The organism is Sulfurospirillum oryzae (assembly GCF_025770725.1).
In the GTDB taxonomy this organism is placed as follows: Bacteria; Campylobacterota; Campylobacteria; order Campylobacterales; family Sulfurospirillaceae; genus Sulfurospirillum; species Sulfurospirillum oryzae.
In genome coordinates, this window is the sequence record NZ_JANZKZ010000002.1 from 177866 (window position 1) to 197732 (window position 19867).

Consider the following 19867-nt stretch of genomic DNA (forward strand, 5'->3'; position numbering starts at 1 on the left):
ATTTATATATCTTTAAGTTTAGTCTTTACATGTAAGTAAAAAATATCTCATAATAACAAGGAGACACGCGTATGTTTGAAAATTTCAAAGCAAGGGCTGAAGCATCGGGCAATACCGAAGTAAAGCGTTTTGCGACAACCAAAGAGGCACTTGGTTTTATTGAAGAGTTCCTTGCAAAAGAAGAAGTGAAAGATGAGCCGGGCTCTTACGCTGTTTGGGCAAAAAGTCCCATCTTGAGCCAATTTGATAACAAAGCGATGGCGGAAAAATTTCCAGGTCTTCATTTTGAAGTGACCAAAGAGCTAGCAAAAGGTGCAAAAGTGGGCATCACGCAGTTAAAGTGGGGATTGGCAGAGACAGGTAGTATGGCACAAGACTCTACCGATATTGAGCAACGCCTTGCGTCTGCGCTTGCATGGATTCACGTAGCAATTCTTCCTACGTCAAAAATCATTGCGGATATTCCTGCGTTGATGACAAAAATGCACCCAAAAAATGACAAATACATTACCCTCATCACAGGTGCGAGTAAAACGGCAGATATTGAACGTGTGCTTGCTATTGGTGTTCACGGACCTGAACGATTGGTTATAGTGTGTGTCGATGATTTAGAGTTAGAAGGAGTACAGTCATGAAACAAGATATGTCAGCATCTATCCACAAAGCCCTTAAAAATCAAAACCTTGCAGGTATTTTAGACCGATGGAATTACCCAGCGACACGTGCTAAAGCATTTGAAGGTATCGATTTTGAGGCATTACGAACTAAAATTGCAGATATTAAAGGTGAAGCGGCTGGTCATCTTGATGAATTAGCCGAGACATTTAAGAAAAATGCAGAAGCCAATGGCATCAAAGTGTTTCGTGCCAACAGTGCTGAGGCAGCACGACAATACATTGCCGATCTTTGCAAAGAAAAAGGTGTCAAAAAGATTGTTAAATCAAAATCAATGGCAACCGAAGAGATTCATCTTAACCATTTCCTTGATGAATTTGGCATTCAATCTGATGAAACAGACTTGGGTGAATGGATTTGCCAGCTTGCGCACCAAACACCTTCCCACATGGTTATGCCTGCACTTCATCTCACCAAAGAGGAGATTTCAGACCTTTTTGAGGAAGAGACCAAACAACCTTTGGACAATGACATTCAAAAACTCGTTAAAGTTGCACGAAAAGCGATTCGCGAGAAATTCTTTGAAGCCGATATGGGAATTTCTGGTGCCAATATTGCGATTGCAGAGACAGGCTCTATCGTCATCTGTACCAATGAAGGTAACGCGCGCCTTGTAACAACACTTCCAAAAGTACACGTTGCGTTAGTGGGACTTGAAAAACTTGTTCCTCACTACACTGATGCTGCGCCTATTTTAGCCGCACTTCCTAGAAATGCGACGAGTCAGCTTTTGACCAGTTATGCTTCCTTTATCTCTGCTCCAACACTCAATGATGATGGGTCTATGAAAGAGGTGCATATCGTTTTGATGGACAACAATCGCACCAAAATGGCACAAGACCCTAAATTTAAAGAAGCACTTCAGTGTATTCGTTGTGCGGCGTGTTTGAACGTCTGCCCAGTGTATCGTTTAGTGACAGGACATGTTTTTGGTGACATCTATACTGGTGGTATTGGTACGATTTTAACAGCATGGTTCAATGAGTTAAAATCAGCCGAAGATATTCAAGCGCTTTGTATCGGATGCGATAAATGTAAAGATATATGTGCCGCTAAAATCGACATTCCTGGACTCATTTTAGAGATTCGTCATCGTGCTGCTGAGAAAGAAGGTTTGCCGTTTATCTATAAAACTGCGCTTGAAGTCATCAATAATCGCAGAGTCTTTCATGGCATGTTGCGTGCAGCTTCTGTGCTTCAAAAACCATTTGTGAAAGAGGGATTTATACGACACTTACCGATGTTCCTCTCAGGTTTGTCAGAGTATCGAAGCTTACCATCCGTTGCACCGGTTCCATTCCGTGATCTTTTTAAAACGATCAAACAACCAAAATGCGATGAAAAGGCGGTCTTTTATGCAGGCTGCGCGCTTGATTTTGTTTACCCAGATGCGGGTGTGGCAATTGTCAAGATCTTAAATAAAGCGGGTATTGAAGTACTCTTCCCAGAAGAGCAATCGTGCTGTGGTATTCCTCACTGGGGAAGTGGCTCGTTTGATATGGCAGCCGATGCCGCAGAGCGAAATATCTTGCCACTTTTAGAGGGCGATCCTAAGTATATCGTGGTAAGTTGTGCCAGTTGTACCACCGCTTTGAAAAAAGAGTGGGCTAAAATTCTCAAAGAACAACACAGAGAGACATTGATTCCTAAAGCCAATGAAGTCTCGTCAAGAACCTATATGTTCACCGAATTGGTTGACAAGCTCATTAAAGAAAAACGCTTGACACCAAAAGAAGGCATAGAGCTTCATACGTTAACGTACCATGACTCTTGCCATGCTAAACGTCATGTGGGTATTTACAAAGAGCCGAGGGCGGCGCTTAGTGCTGCTGGGTATGAAATCAAAGAGATGAATGAGTGCGATACCTGTTGTGGTATGGGCGGTTCTTATACGATTAAACAACCTGAAATTTCAATGCAAATGCTTAAACGAAAGCTTGAAAACATTGAAGCAACAGGTGCTGAATTTGTCTCTGCTGAGTGCCCAGGTTGTTTGATTCAATTACGTGGTGGACTTGATAAAACAGGTTCTAAAATTAAAGCAATACATCCTGCGGAATTGATGGTCGATAAGTTTAAATAATGTTCTACAAGAAGGAAGAGCTTTTGGCTCTTCCTTCTCTTTTTAAGATCTTGCGTGCTCTTCTTTAATCTCTTTTGCAGTGGCTTTACGAATCGCTAACACCGTGGCTGTAAAGATAACATCAATGCCTGCAAGTGGGTGGTTTCCATCTAACGTGACATTGTCTTTGGTGATCTCTTTGATGGTATATGAGATTTTTTGATCTTCTACGGCTTCGTCTTCATCTTCAATCACTTCGATAAATTGCTCACCGACATAGATGTTGTCATCAAACTCACCACGCTCTTCGATGGTCACCAAGGATTCATCGTATTCGCCAAAGGACTCTTTGGGTGTGAGTTGTACCTTGATGCTATCGCCTACTTTTTTACCATCGAGCGCTTGTTCGATTTTGGCGAAAATGTCATTATAGCCGCCATGAAGGTAAATGAGTGGATCTGCACCTGAATCAAGCAGGTTTTTAGTGGTATCGGTGATGGTGTATTCGAGTGTTACAACAGAATTTTTAGAGATGGTCATTTTGTTTTCCTTTTTGGTGTTAATTTATTTTTTGAATAAACCAGTCAAATCGTCCTGAGCAGGTTACAATCTCATTGGTATCTTTTATCTCCACGTCAACGCTGATATATGCGCGACCTTTTTTTGCCAATTGCTCTTCAAATTTTTCTTTCATGGCATTGTCAATGTGCGCCAAACCATAAATCTCACCTGTCGCTGGTTTTTTGAATTTTATCTCTGATTCTCTTAAAATAGGCACTACATGACCAGAAAGATGTGGAAACATCTTCTGCAACGCCTCACCACTAAGGGTTTCAGCAAGTGTAAATTGTGCGCTTGCATGAACGGTTTGGATATGGTTTTCATTGCTTTTATTCAGTGGTAATGTTAAATAGCCATCACGATTACGGCTTAACCCTACTTTTTGGACAAATGGTATTTCTAACACATTCATCGTTGCGTTCCTCTTTTGTGCAAATAATCCCTGAGCCTCTGCACACCTTCGCTCATGTGCTCAATACTTCTTGTGTAAGCAAAGCGAAGGTAGTGATTTGTGCCATTGCTTCCAAAGTCGATGCCCGGTGTCGTTGCGACGTGGATGTTTTCCAAAAGCTCTTTAGCAAAAGCAAAGCTATCATCGGAGTACTTTGAGATGTTTGCCCAGATGTAAAAAGCACCTTCTGGTTTCGCGTCGATCTCAAAAAGTTGTGAGAGTTCAGCGTATAAGAAGTCGCGGCGGGCTTTGAATTCGGCTTTGATGGTTGTAAGGTAGCTTTCATCAAAGGCTTCAAGTGCTCCGTATTGGCTCAGTGTGGGTGCTGAGATAAAAAGGTTTTGTGCGACGATCTCGGCATGGCGTACTTGCTCTTTGGGGACAATCACCCAACCCAAGCGCTGACCAGGCATACAGTAGTATTTGGAAAAGCCATTGATAACCAAAACATTTTTTCCAAATTCAAGCGCACTGTGCGCATTTTCTTCGTAGGTCAGACCATGGTAAAGCTCATCGGAGATAAACGCTATGTTATGGGCTTCGCAGTACTCAACGAGTTCTTTGAGATTTTCTTTGGTGTAGATATTTCCCGTTGGATTGGCAGGCGAAGAGATTTGCAGAGCATCTAGCTCATGTGATTTCAAATCCTTTACATGTAACTCAAAATTATCCTCTTTACCGATGGGCATAAACTGAGGTTTGATGTCAAGAAGATGTGCAAAATTTTTGTAACACGGGTACGAGGGATCACTTAGTCCTAGCGTTGCTTCGCCTTTAAGTGTAAGGGCATAAGCGATTAAAAATGCACCGCTGGTTCCCGGCGTTAAGAAGATTTGGTCGATGTCTATTTTTACATTGTAGGTTAAAGCGTAATGCTGTGCAATTTTTTCACGTAAAGCAATTAAACCGTGGCTTTGCGTGTAGGAAAATCGGTTCTCATCAATGCTTACATGTAACGCTTTTTTAACATTAGGAGAGGGTGGAAGGTCGGGCTGTCCGATCTCAAAATGAATACTATCTGGAAACTTTTCAGCCTCTTTGACAATGTCCATGACAATAAAAGAGCTCATTTCTTTGCAACGCATATCATTACCTTTGGATTTTAAAACGGATATTATAGCTCATTTGAAAGAAGAGGGAAACGAATGCTTCCCTTAAAAAGTTTACGAAGCTATGGTTTGGAGAAACTCGGTTTTGAGATCTTCGTAAGGAAGATAACGACCAATGACGACAAGTAAAGATTTGCGCTCACCCTCAAAAGGGGCTCCAAAGTCGAAACCAACAACTTTGTGGACACCTTGAACGATTAAACGGCGTTCATCACTATCCACCGCAAGGACACCTTTGTAACGTAGCATATCGTTGCCGTATATTTCGACAAGATTTTCCATAAATGCACCGATTTTTTTGATGTCAAGCTCACCTGCTTCAAAGACATAAGAGGTGATGTCATCGCTCCAAGAGTGTGTCTGCTTTTTGGTGCTAAAGCTTTTAAACTGGATGTTTTGAACATCTTTAGCTTGGTAGAAACCTTGGTTTACATGTAAAGAATCACTCAGATCAAACGCCCCAATGCCTATCCAAATCTCTTTGGGTAAAGCACCCTGAAAGGCTTCAAAAATTTCGGCTTTTGCGTTAATAGCATTGATGCGAGAGAGAACGATCTCTTTTTGTGCTTCATCGATGCTATCAGCTTTGGTAAGGATGATACGATCGGCAAAGCCGATTTGAGAAGCGGCAACACGGTGTTCATCAAGTTGCTTGATGATATGAATACTGTCCACGAGCGTTATAACCGCATCAAGCATGATGCGCTCACGAATAATCTCATCAACAAAAAAAGCTTGAACGATGGGTGCAGGATCAGCCAGTCCGGTTGTTTCTAAAAGCAGGCGATCGGCTTTAAACGTGCCAGAGTCTATTTTTGCAAGCAATTCGTGAAGTGCTTGGGTTAACTCGCCTCTGATGCTACAACAAACACAGCCATTGCTCAGTTCAACAATTTCCACATCGGCATCTTTTTTAAGCAATGCTCCATCAACATTAACAGCGCCAAACTCATTTTCGATGATAGCAATGCGTTCATTTTTGTTGTGTTCTAAAAGGTAGTTGATGAGCGTCGTCTTACCTGCGCCTAAAAAACCTGTCAAAAGCGTGACAGGAAGAGGTGCAAAAGCTAGATTCTCATCAACAACAACGTCCGCCATTTTTGCCTCCATATCGTGCTTCAACACGCTCTCTGTAAAATTCTTCATAACTCATAGGTGTTTGTTCAGGATGTGTGAGACGGATATGTTGTACATACGTATCATAATCAGGCATACCGACCATCAAACGTGCGGCTTGACCCAAATATTTACCCGCTTTCGCAAGATTTTCAAACATTATTTTTCCTAGTCAAAGATTGCACAAAGAGGTGATGAAACACCTCTTTGTGATTGTAGATTTAGTGTGCTGTACCGCTTATGATTGCTTCTGCATTTGCAGGCATTGGAGCATAAGGGACTTCATTTGTTGTAGGTTGATCAGATTTAAGTGCTTTAAGGCACGCTTGTACCGTAAAGCCAATCATTGCAACAACAACGACCATAAAACCAAGAATCAAAACACCATCAAGTTGGTTGTTAAAAATGACTTGTTCAACAGATGCTTGAGATTTAAAGACCGCATTGGGTTTAAAGTTACCACTTGCAAGAAGTGCTTGAAGTTGGTTTGCTTTAGCAAAGAAGCTTACCGCTGGGTCAGAGCTAAATGCTTTTAACCAACCTGCACTCATCGTACAAATAACCAACCATGTCGCTGGAACAATAGAAACCCAAGCAAAGGCTTGTTGTTTCATTTTGAAAAGAACCACAGTACAAAGCATCAATGCGATTGCGGCAAGCATTTGGTTTGTAATACCAAAGAGTGGCCATAAGGTATTAATACCGCCTAATGGATCAACAACGCCCACATAGAGGAAGTAACCCCATGAAGCAACAACGAGTGCTGTTGCAAGTAAGTTTGCAAACAAAGAGTTTGTTTTTTTCAAGTTTGGATTGATAAGTCCTAGTAGATCTTGCAACATAAAACGCGCTGCACGAGTTCCAGCATCAACCGCAGTCAAGATGAAAAGAGCTTCAAATAGAATCGCGAAGTGGTACCAGAAAGACATGGAACCCAGTCCGCCAAGTGCTTGGTGGATGATTTTAGCCATACCAACCGCAAGTGTAGGAGCACCACCAGCACGAGAAATAATACTTTTCTCGCCAACTTCTGCTGCAATTTGAGTGAGAATATCTGGAGTAATTACAAATCCCCAATTGCTAACGGTTGTAGAAGCTGCTGCTGCAATGTCCGCTAAACCTGTTGGGTTAAGTGCGCCCATTGGGCTGTTCATTGCAAAGTAAACACCTGGATCAATAATAGAAGCTGAAATGAGCGCCATCATCGCAACGAATGATTCCATAAGCATACCGCCATAACCGATCATACGTGCTTGTGTCTCATTAGCAAGCATTTTTGGTGTTGTACCTGAAGAGATGAGGGCGTGGAAACCAGACACGGCACCACATGCAATGGTAATAAACAAGAATGGGAACAAACTACCTGCCCATACTGGTCCATGACCGTCAAAAGCATATTTTGTGACAGCAGGCATTTGCATATTTGGCATCATAATAACAATACCAATTGCTAAACCAACAATCGCGCCAATTTTTAAGAAAGTAGAAAGGTAATCACGAGGTGCCAAAAGAAGCCATACAGGAAGTACAGCAGCTATGAAACCATAGGTAACCAATGCCCATGTTAAGGCAACACCGCTAAGATCAAAGTAAACTGACCATGTTGGGCTTTCTGCTACTTGTCCACCTAGGATAATTCCAAAGATAAGACCAGCAATACCAAAAACAGAAGCTTCAAGAATACGACCTGGGCGAATAAAGCGGAGGTAGATGCCCATAAAGAATGCTAATGGGATAGTAAATGCTACTGTAAAGGTTCCCCAAGGACTGTGTGTAAGTGCTTTAACAACAACCATTGCAAGAACCGCTAAGATAATGATCATGATCATAAAACAAGCGATCAAAGCAATAACACCAGGAATGGTTCCCATCTCTGTTTTAACAAGCTCACCAAGTGATTTACCATCGCGTCTTGTGGAAACAAAGAGAACCATATAGTCTTGTACAGCACCTGCTATAACAACACCGATTAAGATCCAAAGCATACTCGGTAGGTAACCCATTTGAGCTGCTAAAACAGGTCCAACGAGTGGACCAGCACCTGCGATTGCCGCAAAGTGATGACCAAAGAGAATGACTTTGTTCGTTGGAACATAATCAAGTCCATCATTATGACGAAATGCTGGCGTCATACGTGTAGCATCAACTTTTAAAACCTTATCTGCAATGTAAAGGCTGTAGAAGCGGTATCCAATCAAATAGACACATACTGATGCTGTTAATACCCACATGGCATTAATCGATTCACCCCGATTTAATGCAATATAACCAAATGCAAAAGCACCCAAAATGGCTACAAATAACCAAGCTATCTTCGTTGAAGAGCTTGTACTGTTTGTCGACATATTTTACCTCCGTATAAAATTTGCAATCGTAGAGCATGAAACGTCAAAAAAATTGACATTGCTAAAGCATCTGCTAAATCAAATGCCATAACAACGGTTGAAGGTAGCATATATTTTTTTAGATTAGGTTTAATTATTCTTTTCTTTTAAAAAAATAACACTTAATGTTTCAAAAAGTGTTTTAACTTTTCTTATCTGAAAAATTTGATGTTTATTCTGATCTAAAACATCTATTTAAGAGTTCTCTTTTTAAGATTTTGCAAATACTCATTAAAGACAGGATGGTATACGGAACGATTCTTGTATATGCTTATAAAAGCTCAATTAAAAGAGGTTCATAATGCGTTTTACTCATGCAACACCTGAAGCAACTTATGGTTTTGCCAAACGTTTTTCACATTATAAAGACTTTTATGCAAGGCATAATGGGCTTATCTTCTCCAAGCTTGGTTTTGGAACCTTCAAAAAAGAGCCTTACAAAGAAGAAAATTATACATTTGACTATAAAGATGCCTTAAAGAGTGCCATACAAGGCGGTGTGAATGTCATTGACACTGCCATAAACTACCGTTATCAACAAAGTGAACGTGAGATCGGCGAAGTGCTAGAAGAACTTTTTGACAAGGGTGATGTAAAGCGCGAAGAGTTGATCATCTGTTCCAAAGGTGGCTTTGTCCCACTTGATTTTCCTTTTCCTGAAAATCCTTATGCGTGGATTCATGAGCATATTATTCAAAAAGGTTTGGCAAGTCCTGAAGAGATCGAGCTTGATCAACATTGTATGAGTCCTGCTTTTTTACAAGACTCGTTGGAACGCTCTTTAAAAAACTTACATGTAAAGTGTTTGGATATCTACTTTTTGCACAATCCAGAGACCCAACTGACTAAAATAGGCTACGACCAGTTTCTCAAAAAGCTTGAAGAGATCTTTGCATGTTTTGAAACGATGGTCAGTGAGGGAAAAATCAAAGCGTATGGTTTAGCGGTTTGGAACGCTTTTACTTATGAAGAAGGCAATAGCGAGTACATTCGCCTTGAAGATGTCTACGATGTCGCTTGTCGTGTAGGCGGCGCTAATCATCATTTTAAGTACATCCAGCTTCCTTTTAACATTGCTAAAACCCATGCATACAGTGTACCAAACCAAAAGATGCGCGATGGCAACTACTACACACCTCTGCAGGTAGCGCACAAGCTAGGGCTTGGTGTGATGAGTAGCACGTCATTGTTGCAGATGCACCTTTTTCAAAAACCTTTTAAGCCTGAAATCGGTTTTCTTTTGGATTCCAAGATGGAGCTGCAAAGCGATGTTCAGCTTGCCCTTCAGTTTGTACGCTCAACTAGGGGTATTGTAACTTCGTTGTTTAGTTCAAGTAAAAGTGAACATGTAAGGAGCAATCTAGGCATTGCTACGATAAATGCCACCAACAGTGCCAAATACAATCTTCTATACAAAGTGGAGCGATAATATGACGTACGATGTAATTGTAATAGGCTCAGGCATCGCAGGTCTCATGGCGGCGATCGAGGCAAAGAGTGAACACAACAGTGTTGCTATCATCACTAAAAGCAATATTTTTAAATCCAACAGTTCGGTTGCGAGTGGGGGTATCAATGCTGTTTTAGATGAAAATGATGAAGCTGAAATTCAAAAACACATTGACGATACGATGAAAAGCTCGAAAGATCTTGGCGATAGTAAGGCTATTAGTTATCTTTGCCATCAAGCACCGTTGATTATTAAAAAACTTGTTAAGTATGGTGTTGCGTTTGATCGTGATGAAAATGGCAAGATACTGCAGAGAAGTTTTGGTGGCGGTAGCTCGAAACGTACTTGTTTTGTGGGCGATAGCACGGGGTCAGCCATCACTCAAGCATTGATTAAAAAAGCAAAATTGGTAGGTGTTGAGTTTTTAGTCAATCACTTTGTGATGGACATCACTAAGATTGAAGAGTATGTGAGTGGTGTGGTTGCACTTAAAAAATTAGACTCAACAGTAACCGTTTATCCTGCAAAAGCAGTGGTGTTTGCAGGCGGTGGGTATGCGGGAATTTACAGGGGTTTTAGCACCAATGCCCAAGACTGCACAGGAGATCTTTTAAGCGTAGCGCTTCGTGCTGGTTTAAGTCTTAAAGATATGGAATTTGTGCAGTTTCACCCCACAGGTTTTGCTAAAACAAGCTACCTCGTCTCTGAGGCAGCAAGGGGAGAGGGTGGACATCTAGTCAACTCTGATGGAGAACGTTTTGTCAATGAACTAGGCACTCGCGATGTCCTTGCACGTGCCATTTTTGAACAGATGAGAGCGGGAAAAAAAGTCTATCTTGACATGCGTCATATCCCCAAAGACGTCCTAGAGACACGTATTCCTTCGTTGTATAAAAGTGCTTATAACCAAGTAGGCATTGATCTATCAGATGAGCTTTTAGAGATCAAACCTGTGGCACATTACAGTATGGGAGGTATTGCCTCTTCGATGACAAAAAGTGAAATTAAAGGGCTTTTTATCTGCGGAGAGAGCGCAGCTCTTGGTGTTCATGGCGCTAATCGTTTGGGTGGAAATTCGCTTTTAGAAGGCGCCGTTTTTGGAGAACTCGCAGGGAAAAAAGCGAGAAAGTATGCTTTTAATAAAGAGTTTTTACCCATTGATTATAACGTGGTGATTAAAAATATGAATTTGGTACAGCGCATTTTTGATGGAGATTGTTCCAAGAATTTCAATGCAATGCGCATCTCTGTGGGGAAAATAATGTTTGATAAAGCGGGCATTTTTCGTAATGAAAGCTCCTTACAAGAAGCATTTGATTACATGAAATACCTTCGCCTTGAGTCCAATACGCTTCACTGCATCGACAAAAGCAAGCACAATAACGTTGAACTTATCTCAATTTTAGAACTTAGAAATGCGCTTGAACTCTCTGAAGCAATCATTCTTTGTGCTATGCAAAGAAAAGAGAGCAGAGGGGCTCATTTTAGAGAAGACTTTGCCTTTACAAGTAAAGAGGGAAATCGTCATGTTCTTATTAAAGAACTTCAAAAAGGGTTTTTTAAAGTGCATTACGAAGAGAGTGGATTGACCAAGTGGCTCAAGAAAATTTTAACATAAGGAAAAGGCAATGGCAAAAGTAATGCTTCGAGAAGAAAATGGAGAAATTTGTTTTTATATCGCTAAAAAAGACATGGAAGAGACTATCACTGAAATTGAGTTTAACAGTGAAGAGAAGTGGGGCGGTGAAGTAGTGCTGAGTAATGGTGAGACATGGTGGATTCAACCAAATCCTAAAAAACTCCCTAAAGAAGAGGTCTGCAAGAAGTTGTCTGATTAAAATATAAACATAAATACTGGACGTTAAGTGTCCATCTTTAACTATAATATTTTAATCAGATTGAGAAAAGGAGTGAAAAATGGTTCCATTTGAAGCTAAGTGTGGGGATTGCCTTACCACTAGAGAACTTATGACACTCTACGAGACAGCAACAGTCGTTTCTAACTCGTTAGATTTAGTCGCTTCACTCGAAAAAGCATTACAGATTTTAAAAAATAGATTGCATTTAGAAAAATGTGTCATACATACGCTGAGTGAAGAAAATCTTTTAACGGTTTACGCCTGTATTGATTTTAGCAAGCACCAAAAAGAGCTTGCGACTTATAAGTTAGGTGAGGGTGTGACAGGCTTTGCAGCGGAAAGCAAAGAACCTGTTGTGATTGAAAATTTACATAACGATATGATGTTTCTAAACAAATCAGGTAATCGTGACCAAAATGCACTCTCTTACATCGCGGTTCCTATGTTGGTTGATCAAGAAGTCATTGGTGTTTTGGGGGCAAGTATCACTAAAACAACAGCGATTGATTTTGAAAGTACGATTCGTGTTTTGACTATTTTAAGCTCTATTTTTGCACAGTCTATCAGGTCGCATGACATCAATCTCAAAGAAAAAGAGCGCCTTAAAGAGCTCAAACTTTACTATAAAATGGAGTGGGACTCAAAAGTGCACAATTTTGGTGATATTATCGGTGAGAGCCCAAAAATGAAGAGTGTTTATAACGTTGTTGAGCGTATTGCTGAAAGCAATGTGACGGTTTTAGTACGGGGTGAAACAGGAACGGGAAAAGAGCTTGTAGCCGCAGCGATTCATAAGCGCTCAAAGCGTCGTGAAGAGCCATTTGTTAAACTGAACTGTGCTGCCATTACCGATACACTCATTGAAAGTGAACTTTTTGGGCATGAAAAAGGGGCGTTTACCGATGCCAAAGAGGCACGCAAAGGACGCTTTGAACTTGCCGATGGTGGAACACTCTTTTTGGATGAAATCGGCGATATCTCATCCTCTGCCCAAGTCAAGCTTTTGCGCGTTTTACAAGAGCGGGAGTTTGAGCGTGTAGGTGGAAGCAAGACCATCAAGGTCAATGTCAGGCTGGTTGCCGCAACGAATAGAAACCTTGAAGAAATGGTGAAAAACGGCACGTTTAGAGAAGATCTTTACTACCGTCTTAACGTCATTCCCATAGATTTACCTCCACTTCGTGAACGTGGTAATGACATTGCGCTTTTGGTCAATTTCTTTTTGCAAAAATCAATGAACAATCATAAAAAAAGAGTCATCATTACCGATGAAGCAATGGATATACTCTGCCAATACACATGGCCTGGCAATGTTCGTGAGCTTGAAAATACGGTTGAGCGTATCGTGCTTATGGGTAATGAATATGGCATTAGTGCCGACGAAATGTTACTTTTACTTCCAGCCTTTAACCAAAAATTAATGTGTCAAAGAAGGATCATGAGTGAAGAAGAGTGAATTAGAAGCACGCATTAAAGAAGGTAGTTTAATTCCTTTTCTAGGGATGGGTGTCTTTAAAGAGACCAAAACAGAAGAGGGGGAGCAACTTCCATTTGATAGCGACTCGATGATTTTGCGTCTTAATGGCGGAAGGGCGATGTCGCCTCGCTTGATGTATGAATACTCGCGTGCGGCGATGAGCCTAGAACAGCGCAAAGGGCGACCTTTTATTGAGCAGATGACACATCATATCTTTACAGCAAAACCTTACCCAATTCCTGAAGTGTACGTGTGGCTTAAAACCTTGATGCCACACTATGTGGTCGATCTTAACCTTGATGATTCACTTCTTAAGCTTTACGCGGATGTTGATCACTTTTTGATTACAGGGGTGAGCCGCATTATGGCTGGGTATGATCGTTTTATTGTTTACATGTACACTTCTTCCACTAAAGCGTATCATCGCGTTGAAAAAGAGATGTTAAATCCCATGATTCCCATTCTTTTCAAACCCTTAGGATGCACTGTTCCTGAAAAAAGCTTTATTATTAGCGATGCTGACTTTGTCGATTGGTTGACTGAAGCGATGGGCGGTTACGCACTTCCACCGTTTCTCAAAACCTTTAAAAATGAAAAAAGCTACCTTTTTTTAGGGATTGATTTTGATCGCGATACGTATCGTATGGTGGCAAATGAAGTCACACTTGGCTTGGATGGTGGCTATTTAGTGAATGATAAAAAAGAGATGAGTAAAAAAGAGGAGAAGTTTCTAACGTCTCATAAAATTGAAAAGTTAGAAACTTCATTAGAAAGTTTTTTAAAGGGTGCCTAATTTTAGGCAGCCTTGATATCTGTTATTCTTCGACAGTCACTTCGACAGGTTCGCTTTCCCAAACACCGTGTTTTGTGCAGTAGCTTTGCGCAACAAGCGTTAGTTTTTTACCGCTTGGAACGATGCTAAACGTAACTTCTGCTTGTCCTTTTTTGTCTTGTCCTCCAAGAGTTCCTGAAATAAAATCAGCACGTGCTAAAAGCACATCTGCATTATAAAGTTGTACATTTGCGATGTAGTGATCAAAATCATCAGGGTGTGTATAGGCATTGCCAACTTTTACGGTAATTTTAAAAGGTGCATTTTGTTTAGCAGTGCTAGCACAGGTAATGAACGGAGAGTGTCTATCAATATAATCTTTTCGTGCTTCTCTCTCAACAGTATCGATGTCAACGTAACGATTGATTTTTGGCATTTAGAACTCCTTTTTAATAATAGATTTTTTTCATAACCCATTGAAACAAGAGTATTGCTTATAGCACATCACTTTTTAAAACTAAAAACATCGCCATAGCTTTGGCTATGACTCAATTTTGAGTTTTAAAAATTAATGCACTCTAAATAAACTCTTTATGGTTTCAAGGGTTATGAAAAAAATCTAATAAGTTTTGAAATAATAATAAAGTCTCACACAAACATCTCTTAAGAAAGGGATAAAATAAGTCTTATTTAGAATGATTTAAGGGTAGAGAAATCTACCCTTGTATTAGATAAGTGTAATAGCTACTTTATGTTGATCAAGACCGATGCTTTTTTTATCGGTATTGCCAAAAGCAAGAAGAAGGAGTTCCGCAAGGCTTAAAACGCTCAGTCCAATATCGCGACCTGCTGTTTTTTCAAGCTCTTTTTGGTAGAAATCAAACATTACAAAGCTTCGTGCATCGCTTACAAGAATAAAATCTGCAGCATTGTCAAACATATCGAGCATTGCTTTAGCGCCAAGTTTTTTAGCCAGTAGAGAAGACGCGTCGTAAACCTCAAAGCCATCACTCTCATACATACTAGCGTGTTTAATAGATTTGAGTTTGATAAGATCAAGTAAGTCTGGTATAAACTCTGCCTTGCTGTATTTTTTAGCACGACACGCGTTTGAGCCTAAAAAGAGGGCTGCTTGAAAATTTCCAAATGGATTTTTGAGCAAAGTTGTTAGTTTTTCTCTACCCACTTCTTCTAGAAGAAGTTGCTCAAGTGAAATAACATTCACATCTAAATTTAACGCTAAGTTTTTTTTCTCTAAACGGCTAGCGATTTCAAATTTGAGATTATCGTCATTTAAAAGAATCTCTTTGGTATGGGCATGGCAGATAAGAGAACTTTGTTCAAAACAGAGAATATCACGTTTTTGCTCAGCTGCTAAGGTGAGATTATATGCATAATGCTCTAAAAACTTGAGACGATCCAAGCCCATGTATTCACTGCCAAGATCGGCTTTAGCATTTTTAAAAGAAGGTGCATCAATGTTTAAAAGGTCTATGAGTTTTCGTGCAGCTGTGATCATTGGAGCTGTTTTTTCACGTTGGATAATGGCATCAAAAAGAAAATAGTTTTTCATGGTTACTCCTTACAAAAGATCAATGTGATGAGAAAATTTTTCGACAAGTGGGTTAGCAAATGGTCTAAGTTTCATCACTTCATTTTTAAGTTCAGTGATTTTTTTCTCGACATCTGCACCACAAGGGTAAATTTTCTTACACAATCTTACATGTAAAAAGACGCCAGTATGTTCATTGGCAACGATTTCTAGAATTTCACGTTTGTGTTCAGGGTGTTTATGAATCATGTCGTAAGCAAAGGCAAAAAGTGCATCGCCTTGATAGTCTTCAACCAAATCAAGTACGCTTGAAGCGTAGTGATAAATGAGGTATTGTTCAAACAGGGCTCTATCTTTTCCTGCAACAAAAGTGCATAAAAGGTCAAAGCTTCGATAAAAATCATCCGTGTTGATAATCATATCTTTGGTAACACGTTTAGTGTTAAGTGGCTCTATGGTGAGTGATTTTCCAAACGAGTTGATAATACCATCAATTGAGGCATTAGTAAAAAGAGCTTTTCCATTGATTTTCAGGGCAGATAATTCGCCTTTTGGGTAATCAAAACTGCAATCTTCCATTTGAATAAGCGCTAAAAGATCGTTAACATTTTTGTTTCTATCAATCGTGATAAAATGTTTTTTATAGTAAGGTAAAAAATCCGTTTTAGCGTCAAAGCGAAAGACGCTGAGGGCGAGCGTACACTCCATATTTAAGGACTCCTTTTAGATGTATCTTTCCATAATAGCGCAAGATTACTTGTAAGATTCTGTTACTTAAAAGTTAACTATGAGACGTGTTTTAGCCTAAGAGAGTGTTGTTACTTTTTTGTGATGATCTTGCCTAATGGCTTCTTAATGCATAACATCCTACAATAGGAGAGTTTTATCAAAGAGGATTTTATGTCAAAAGAGGCATTTTTTATTTCAGAATTTTCCAGTAAACACATCGGCGATGATGGTGCTGTTATTGGGGATTTTGTTTATTCCAAAGATCTGTTTTGCGAAGATATTCACTTCAAGCGTTCGTGGATGAGCTTAGAGCAGATAGCCCAAAAAAGCATGCTGGTTAATATCTCCGATGCGATTGCTATGAATGCTAAACCTAAGTGGGCGCTTATCGGCGTGGTAATGCCGAAACATTTTACGTATGAACAATTGCGTGAATTAAGTACTGGGTTTCAAAATGTAGCACAAACGTATGGCGTTGAGATCATTGGTGGCGATACAACAGCAGGCGAAAAGTTGATGATCTCCATTACCATCATCGCAAAACGTCCTTCGAAAGTGCTTTATCGAAGCGGTGCGAAATACGGAGATTTGGTCGCCTTTACAGGTACATTAGGTCACTCTTACAAAGAGTTAACCAGACTTTTGCGCGGTGGGCATATCGGCAAAGATTCACGCTTTATGAAACCAGCGTTAAGGGCAGATTTTCTTTATAAAGTTGCCAAACACTTAAATGCAGGCATGGACATCTCTGATGGTCTTTCAAAAGACCTCTCAAGGCTTTTAAAAGCTAGTGGTAATTTAGGCTTACATGTAAAGCATAAAATGCCTAAACGAACGCTCTGTAGCGGTGAGGAGTATGAGATGCTTTTCACCTTTGATGCCCGTAAAAAAGCTATCATTAAGCGCATAGCAAAGCAGAGACGTACACCGATTACTATTGTAGGACAAGTAGCACGTAAACACTATGTTTGCCGTTGTAAAGAACACCATTTTTAACCCATTTAAGGATATTTATGATTAGACAATTTTTTCTCTCCCATTCGCCCATTAATGCGATGTTTACCAAAAATAGCAGTGACTTCGTGGTCAATGAAATTCCTCTGTATCCTTTTAGTGGTGAGGGCGAGCATCTTGTTTTACATGTAAGAAAAAAAGACCTCACGACATGGGATATGTTGCAATACTTAAGCGAAGTAACAGGATGTAAAGTGCGTGATTTTGGTTATGCAGGGCTTAAAGACAAAGATGGCATGACAACGCAGTACATTTCGTTGCATAAGAATTTCGAGCCAAAACTTGCTACTTTTTCGCATGAAAAGATCAAAATTTTAGATAAAACCTACCACAATAATAAAATCCGCACAGGACACTTAAAAGGCAATCGCTTTTTTGTCCGCCTTAAAAAGGTTAATCCTATTGATGCGAAAAAATTGCAAGATGGACTCAAAAAGATAAGCAAAGAGGGGTTTCCTAACTTTTTTGGCTATCAGCGTTTTGGCATTGATGGCGACAACTATATCAAAGGCAAAGCAATTTTAGAAGGAAAACGCAAAGAGCGTAACCCTAAGATGAAAGAGTTTTTTATCAACGCTTATCAAAGTCATCTTTTCAATAACTGGCTTAGTAAACGTATTGAAATAAGCCGTTTGATTGAAGAGTTTAATGCCGCCGATGCAACTCGCGCGACCAATTTACCCAAAGAGCTCGTCGAAAGCCTTAAAAAACAGCCACAGTTTTTCAAACTTCTTCATGGCGATGTTTTGCATCATTATCCTGCGGGGAAGGCGTTTGTATGCGAAAATGTCGAAGAAGAATTACCCCGCTTTTTGGAACGTGGAATTACCATCGCAGGCTGGCTTGTGGGTGGCAAAAACATTAGAGCTGAGTATGAAGCAGGTGTCATAGAGCAGGAAATTTTTAAAGAAAGCGAGCCATTTTTAGACAAAATCAATGGAAGTAGACGTTTTGCATGGACTTTTGCAGAAGATGTTGAGGGTGTCTATAAAGAAGAAGAGGCATGGTTTGAAATGCACTTTTCATTGCCTAAGGGCTCCTATGCAACCGTAATTATAGAAGAGCTAATAAAAGATACGCTATAATCTGCCCTTCAAAAGGTACAGTAGGTGATTGCTTGAGATTTCACGCTCAAGAGGAAAGTCCGGGCTGCATGTGAGACATGGTTCCGTCTAACGGACGGCTAGGGTAACCTAAGGGATTAGTGCAACAGAGAGTAAACTACCTAGAATTTTTCTAGGAAAAGGTGAAACGGTGGGGTAAGAGCCCACCAGTGCTTTAAGTAATTAAGGCAGCTATGTAAACCCAACCTGCAGCAAGAAGGGATGGTTTTGGTCTCACACACGATAAACCCTTCGCTAGAGGTCTATCGTAAGATAGATCGTAGATAAATAATCACCCACGACAGAACCCGGCTTATCGCTGTACCTTTTGTCAACAAAGCCTAAAAAAAGGATGTTTTTGGAAAATCTTATCTTTTTAGCGCATGTTGTGCTTTTGATGGTACTTTCTCCTATTATTTCTCGCGTATTTCGTATTCCTACTCCTGTTGTTGAGATTTTACTTGGCTCGTTTGCCGTTTGGGCAGGTTTTTTGCATGTAGGCAATGAAGTTTTTAGAAGTCTCGCCAAAATTGGCTTTTTGTACTTGATGTTCCTAGCGGGTCTTGAGATCGACATTCAACGTTTTCTTCACTACCGAGACCGTTTTTTAAAAAAAGCACTTCTATATTTTATCTGTCTTTACAGTATCTCTTTTATCATCTATCTCTCTTTTAACCTTTCACCTGTGTATATCGTTGCTATTCCTATCGTTTCTCTGGGCATGATTATGGCACTTATTAATCAGCATGGCAGGGAACACAAATGGTTGGAACTTTCACTCATTATTGGTGTCATTGGAGAGCTGATTAGTATTGGGGCATTGGTTATTTTTGATGGTGCGATTACCCATGGTCTTGGGTGGCATTTTTTCAAAAGTATTTTAATCCTCATTACAGTTCTTTTCTCTTCGTATTTCCTTTATCGCATTCTCAAAATTATCTTTTGGTGGTATCCAAACCTTAAGCGCCTCATTATGCCAAACGACGATACCATGCATCAAAGTTTACGCTTTAGTATGGCACTTTTTTTCATTTTGTTAGCTCTCATGCAATGGCTCGAAATAGACATGGCGCTAGGTGCTTTTATGGCAGGCATTTTCATTGCAAACTTTTTTGCGCATAAAAAAGAGCTTCCACACCAACTCTCAGCATTTGGCTTTGGTTTACTAGTTCCATTTTTCTTTATTTTTGTAGGCACAACGCTCGATTTAAACTTAATCTTTAGTGCCAATATTTTAACCCACGCTTTATGGATTGTTGTTGCAATGGTGGGCGCGCGTCTTGCGAGCTCTTTTGCGGCATATTACAGTTATCTAGGGTTTCGAAGTACGGTCTTGTTTAGCCTCGGCGATTCGATGCCATTGCTTTTTTTGGTTGCCATCGCTACGATTTCAGTCAAAAATGGAGCTATTGGCGAAGAAGAGTATGCCTCATTTATCGTAGCTGCTTTGATTGAGGGTATTGTTATTATGACGTTGATTCAGTTTTTAATGTTTCTTTTTAAACGCTTCGATAGGAAAAATGAAGAAAAAAATTAACTAAGGGGTATAAGAG

Annotated in this window: 19 protein-coding genes and 1 other RNA gene; 11 read left to right on the top strand and 9 right to left on the bottom strand. The window is 40.0% G+C overall.

Annotated features, from left to right (window positions below; genetic code table 11):
- Nucleotides 1–71: 71 nt before the first annotated feature.
- Complete coding sequence (locus tag N0B29_RS05410) at nt 72–635, top strand: LutC/YkgG family protein (RefSeq protein ID WP_263832689.1); 564 nt, start codon at nt 72–74, stop codon at nt 633–635.
- Nucleotides 632–2758, top strand: coding sequence for an L-lactate dehydrogenase (quinone) large subunit LdhH (gene ldhH / locus N0B29_RS05415; protein WP_263832690.1), 2127 nt, complete (start codon nt 632–634; stop codon nt 2756–2758). Before N0B29_RS05410 ends, ldhH begins: the two co-directional genes overlap by 4 nt.
- 42 nt (nt 2759–2800) lie before the next feature.
- Here the strand turns inward: ldhH and N0B29_RS05420 are convergent, their stop codons facing one another.
- From N0B29_RS05420 to cstA, 6 genes are all read right to left on the bottom strand, one after another.
- Nucleotides 2801–3277 (bottom strand): FKBP-type peptidyl-prolyl cis-trans isomerase, encoded by a 477-nt coding sequence (locus tag N0B29_RS05420; RefSeq protein WP_263832691.1) that lies wholly within the window; start codon nt 3275–3277, stop codon nt 2801–2803.
- Between the two features lie 19 nt (nt 3278–3296).
- Entirely contained in the window at nt 3297–3710 is a 414-nt protein-coding gene (locus N0B29_RS05425) for a YiiD C-terminal domain-containing protein (protein ID WP_263832692.1), read from the bottom strand.
- On the bottom strand, nt 3707–4834 hold the full coding sequence (locus N0B29_RS05430; protein WP_263832693.1) for a pyridoxal phosphate-dependent aminotransferase: 1128 nt from the start codon (nt 4832–4834) through the stop codon (nt 3707–3709). The genes N0B29_RS05425 and N0B29_RS05430 overlap by 4 nt, the downstream gene beginning before the upstream one ends.
- A 78-nt stretch (nt 4835–4912) precedes the next feature.
- Nucleotides 4913–5956 carry a CobW family GTP-binding protein gene (locus N0B29_RS05435; protein WP_263832694.1) on the bottom strand — a complete coding sequence of 348 codons (1044 nt, stop codon included), beginning with the start codon at nt 5954–5956 and terminating at the stop codon, nt 4913–4915.
- The gene (locus tag N0B29_RS05440; protein ID WP_263832695.1) at nt 5937–6134 is read right to left on the bottom strand and encodes a YbdD/YjiX family protein; all 198 of its coding nucleotides are present in this window, start codon (nt 6132–6134) and stop codon (nt 5937–5939) included. Before N0B29_RS05440 ends, N0B29_RS05435 begins: the two co-directional genes overlap by 20 nt.
- Nucleotides 6135–6195: 61 nt before the next feature.
- On the bottom strand, nt 6196–8319 hold the full coding sequence (gene cstA / locus N0B29_RS05445; protein WP_263832696.1) for a pyruvate/proton symporter CstA: 2124 nt from the start codon (nt 8317–8319) through the stop codon (nt 6196–6198).
- A 340-nt stretch (nt 8320–8659) separates the two neighbouring features.
- Between cstA and N0B29_RS05450 the strand changes: the two genes are divergently transcribed.
- From N0B29_RS05450 to N0B29_RS05470, 5 genes are all read left to right on the top strand, one after another.
- A complete protein-coding gene (locus N0B29_RS05450; RefSeq protein ID WP_263832697.1) occupies nt 8660–9787 on the top strand; it encodes an aldo/keto reductase in 1128 nt (375 codons plus the stop codon).
- 1 nt (nt 9788) lies between these two features.
- The gene (locus N0B29_RS05455) at nt 9789–11426 is read left to right on the top strand and encodes an L-aspartate oxidase (RefSeq protein WP_263832698.1); all 1638 of its coding nucleotides are present in this window, start codon (nt 9789–9791) and stop codon (nt 11424–11426) included.
- A 10-nt stretch (nt 11427–11436) separates the two neighbouring features.
- Nucleotides 11437–11646, top strand: a complete 210-nt coding sequence (gene nifT, locus N0B29_RS05460) for a putative nitrogen fixation protein NifT (RefSeq protein WP_263832699.1) — start codon at nt 11437–11439, stop codon at nt 11644–11646.
- A gap of 79 nt (nt 11647–11725) precedes the next feature.
- Complete coding sequence (locus N0B29_RS05465) at nt 11726–13123, top strand: sigma 54-interacting transcriptional regulator (RefSeq protein ID WP_318526692.1); 1398 nt, start codon at nt 11726–11728, stop codon at nt 13121–13123.
- Nucleotides 13110–13937, top strand: coding sequence for an SIR2 family protein (locus N0B29_RS05470; protein WP_263832700.1), 828 nt, complete (start codon nt 13110–13112; stop codon nt 13935–13937). The genes N0B29_RS05465 and N0B29_RS05470 overlap by 14 nt, the downstream gene beginning before the upstream one ends.
- Nucleotides 13938–13959: 22 nt before the next feature.
- Here the strand turns inward: N0B29_RS05470 and N0B29_RS05475 are convergent, their stop codons facing one another.
- The 3 genes from N0B29_RS05475 to N0B29_RS05485 form a co-directional block, all read right to left on the bottom strand.
- On the bottom strand, nt 13960–14352 hold the full coding sequence (locus N0B29_RS05475; protein WP_263832701.1) for a class II SORL domain-containing protein: 393 nt from the start codon (nt 14350–14352) through the stop codon (nt 13960–13962).
- A 291-nt stretch (nt 14353–14643) separates the two neighbouring features.
- Entirely contained in the window at nt 14644–15489 is an 846-nt protein-coding gene (locus tag N0B29_RS05480; RefSeq protein WP_263832702.1) for an HdrB C-terminal domain-containing protein, read from the bottom strand.
- Nucleotides 15490–15498: 9 nt separating this feature from the next.
- Nucleotides 15499–16176: a DUF5644 domain-containing protein gene (locus N0B29_RS05485; RefSeq protein WP_263832703.1), complete on the bottom strand. Its 678-nt coding sequence runs from the start codon at nt 16174–16176 to the stop codon at nt 15499–15501.
- Nucleotides 16177–16368: 192 nt separating this feature from the next.
- Between N0B29_RS05485 and N0B29_RS05490 the strand changes: the two genes are divergently transcribed.
- The 4 genes from N0B29_RS05490 to N0B29_RS05505 all read left to right on the top strand — a co-directional run bounded on the left by N0B29_RS05490 (nt 16369) and on the right by N0B29_RS05505 (nt 19851).
- Nucleotides 16369–17193, top strand: coding sequence for a thiamine-phosphate kinase (locus tag N0B29_RS05490; protein ID WP_263832704.1), 825 nt, complete (start codon nt 16369–16371; stop codon nt 17191–17193).
- 17 nt (nt 17194–17210) lie between these two features.
- Nucleotides 17211–18296, top strand: a complete 1086-nt coding sequence (gene truD / locus N0B29_RS05495; protein ID WP_438874158.1) for a tRNA pseudouridine(13) synthase TruD — start codon at nt 17211–17213, stop codon at nt 18294–18296.
- A 12-nt stretch (nt 18297–18308) separates the two neighbouring features.
- Nucleotides 18309–18646: RNase P RNA component class A (rnpB, locus tag N0B29_RS05500), an RNA gene on the top strand.
- Nucleotides 18647–18672: 26 nt separating this feature from the next.
- Nucleotides 18673–19851 carry a cation:proton antiporter gene (locus N0B29_RS05505; RefSeq protein WP_263832705.1) on the top strand — a complete coding sequence of 393 codons (1179 nt, stop codon included), beginning with the start codon at nt 18673–18675 and terminating at the stop codon, nt 19849–19851.
- The last annotated feature ends 16 nt before the right edge of the window (nt 19852–19867 follow it).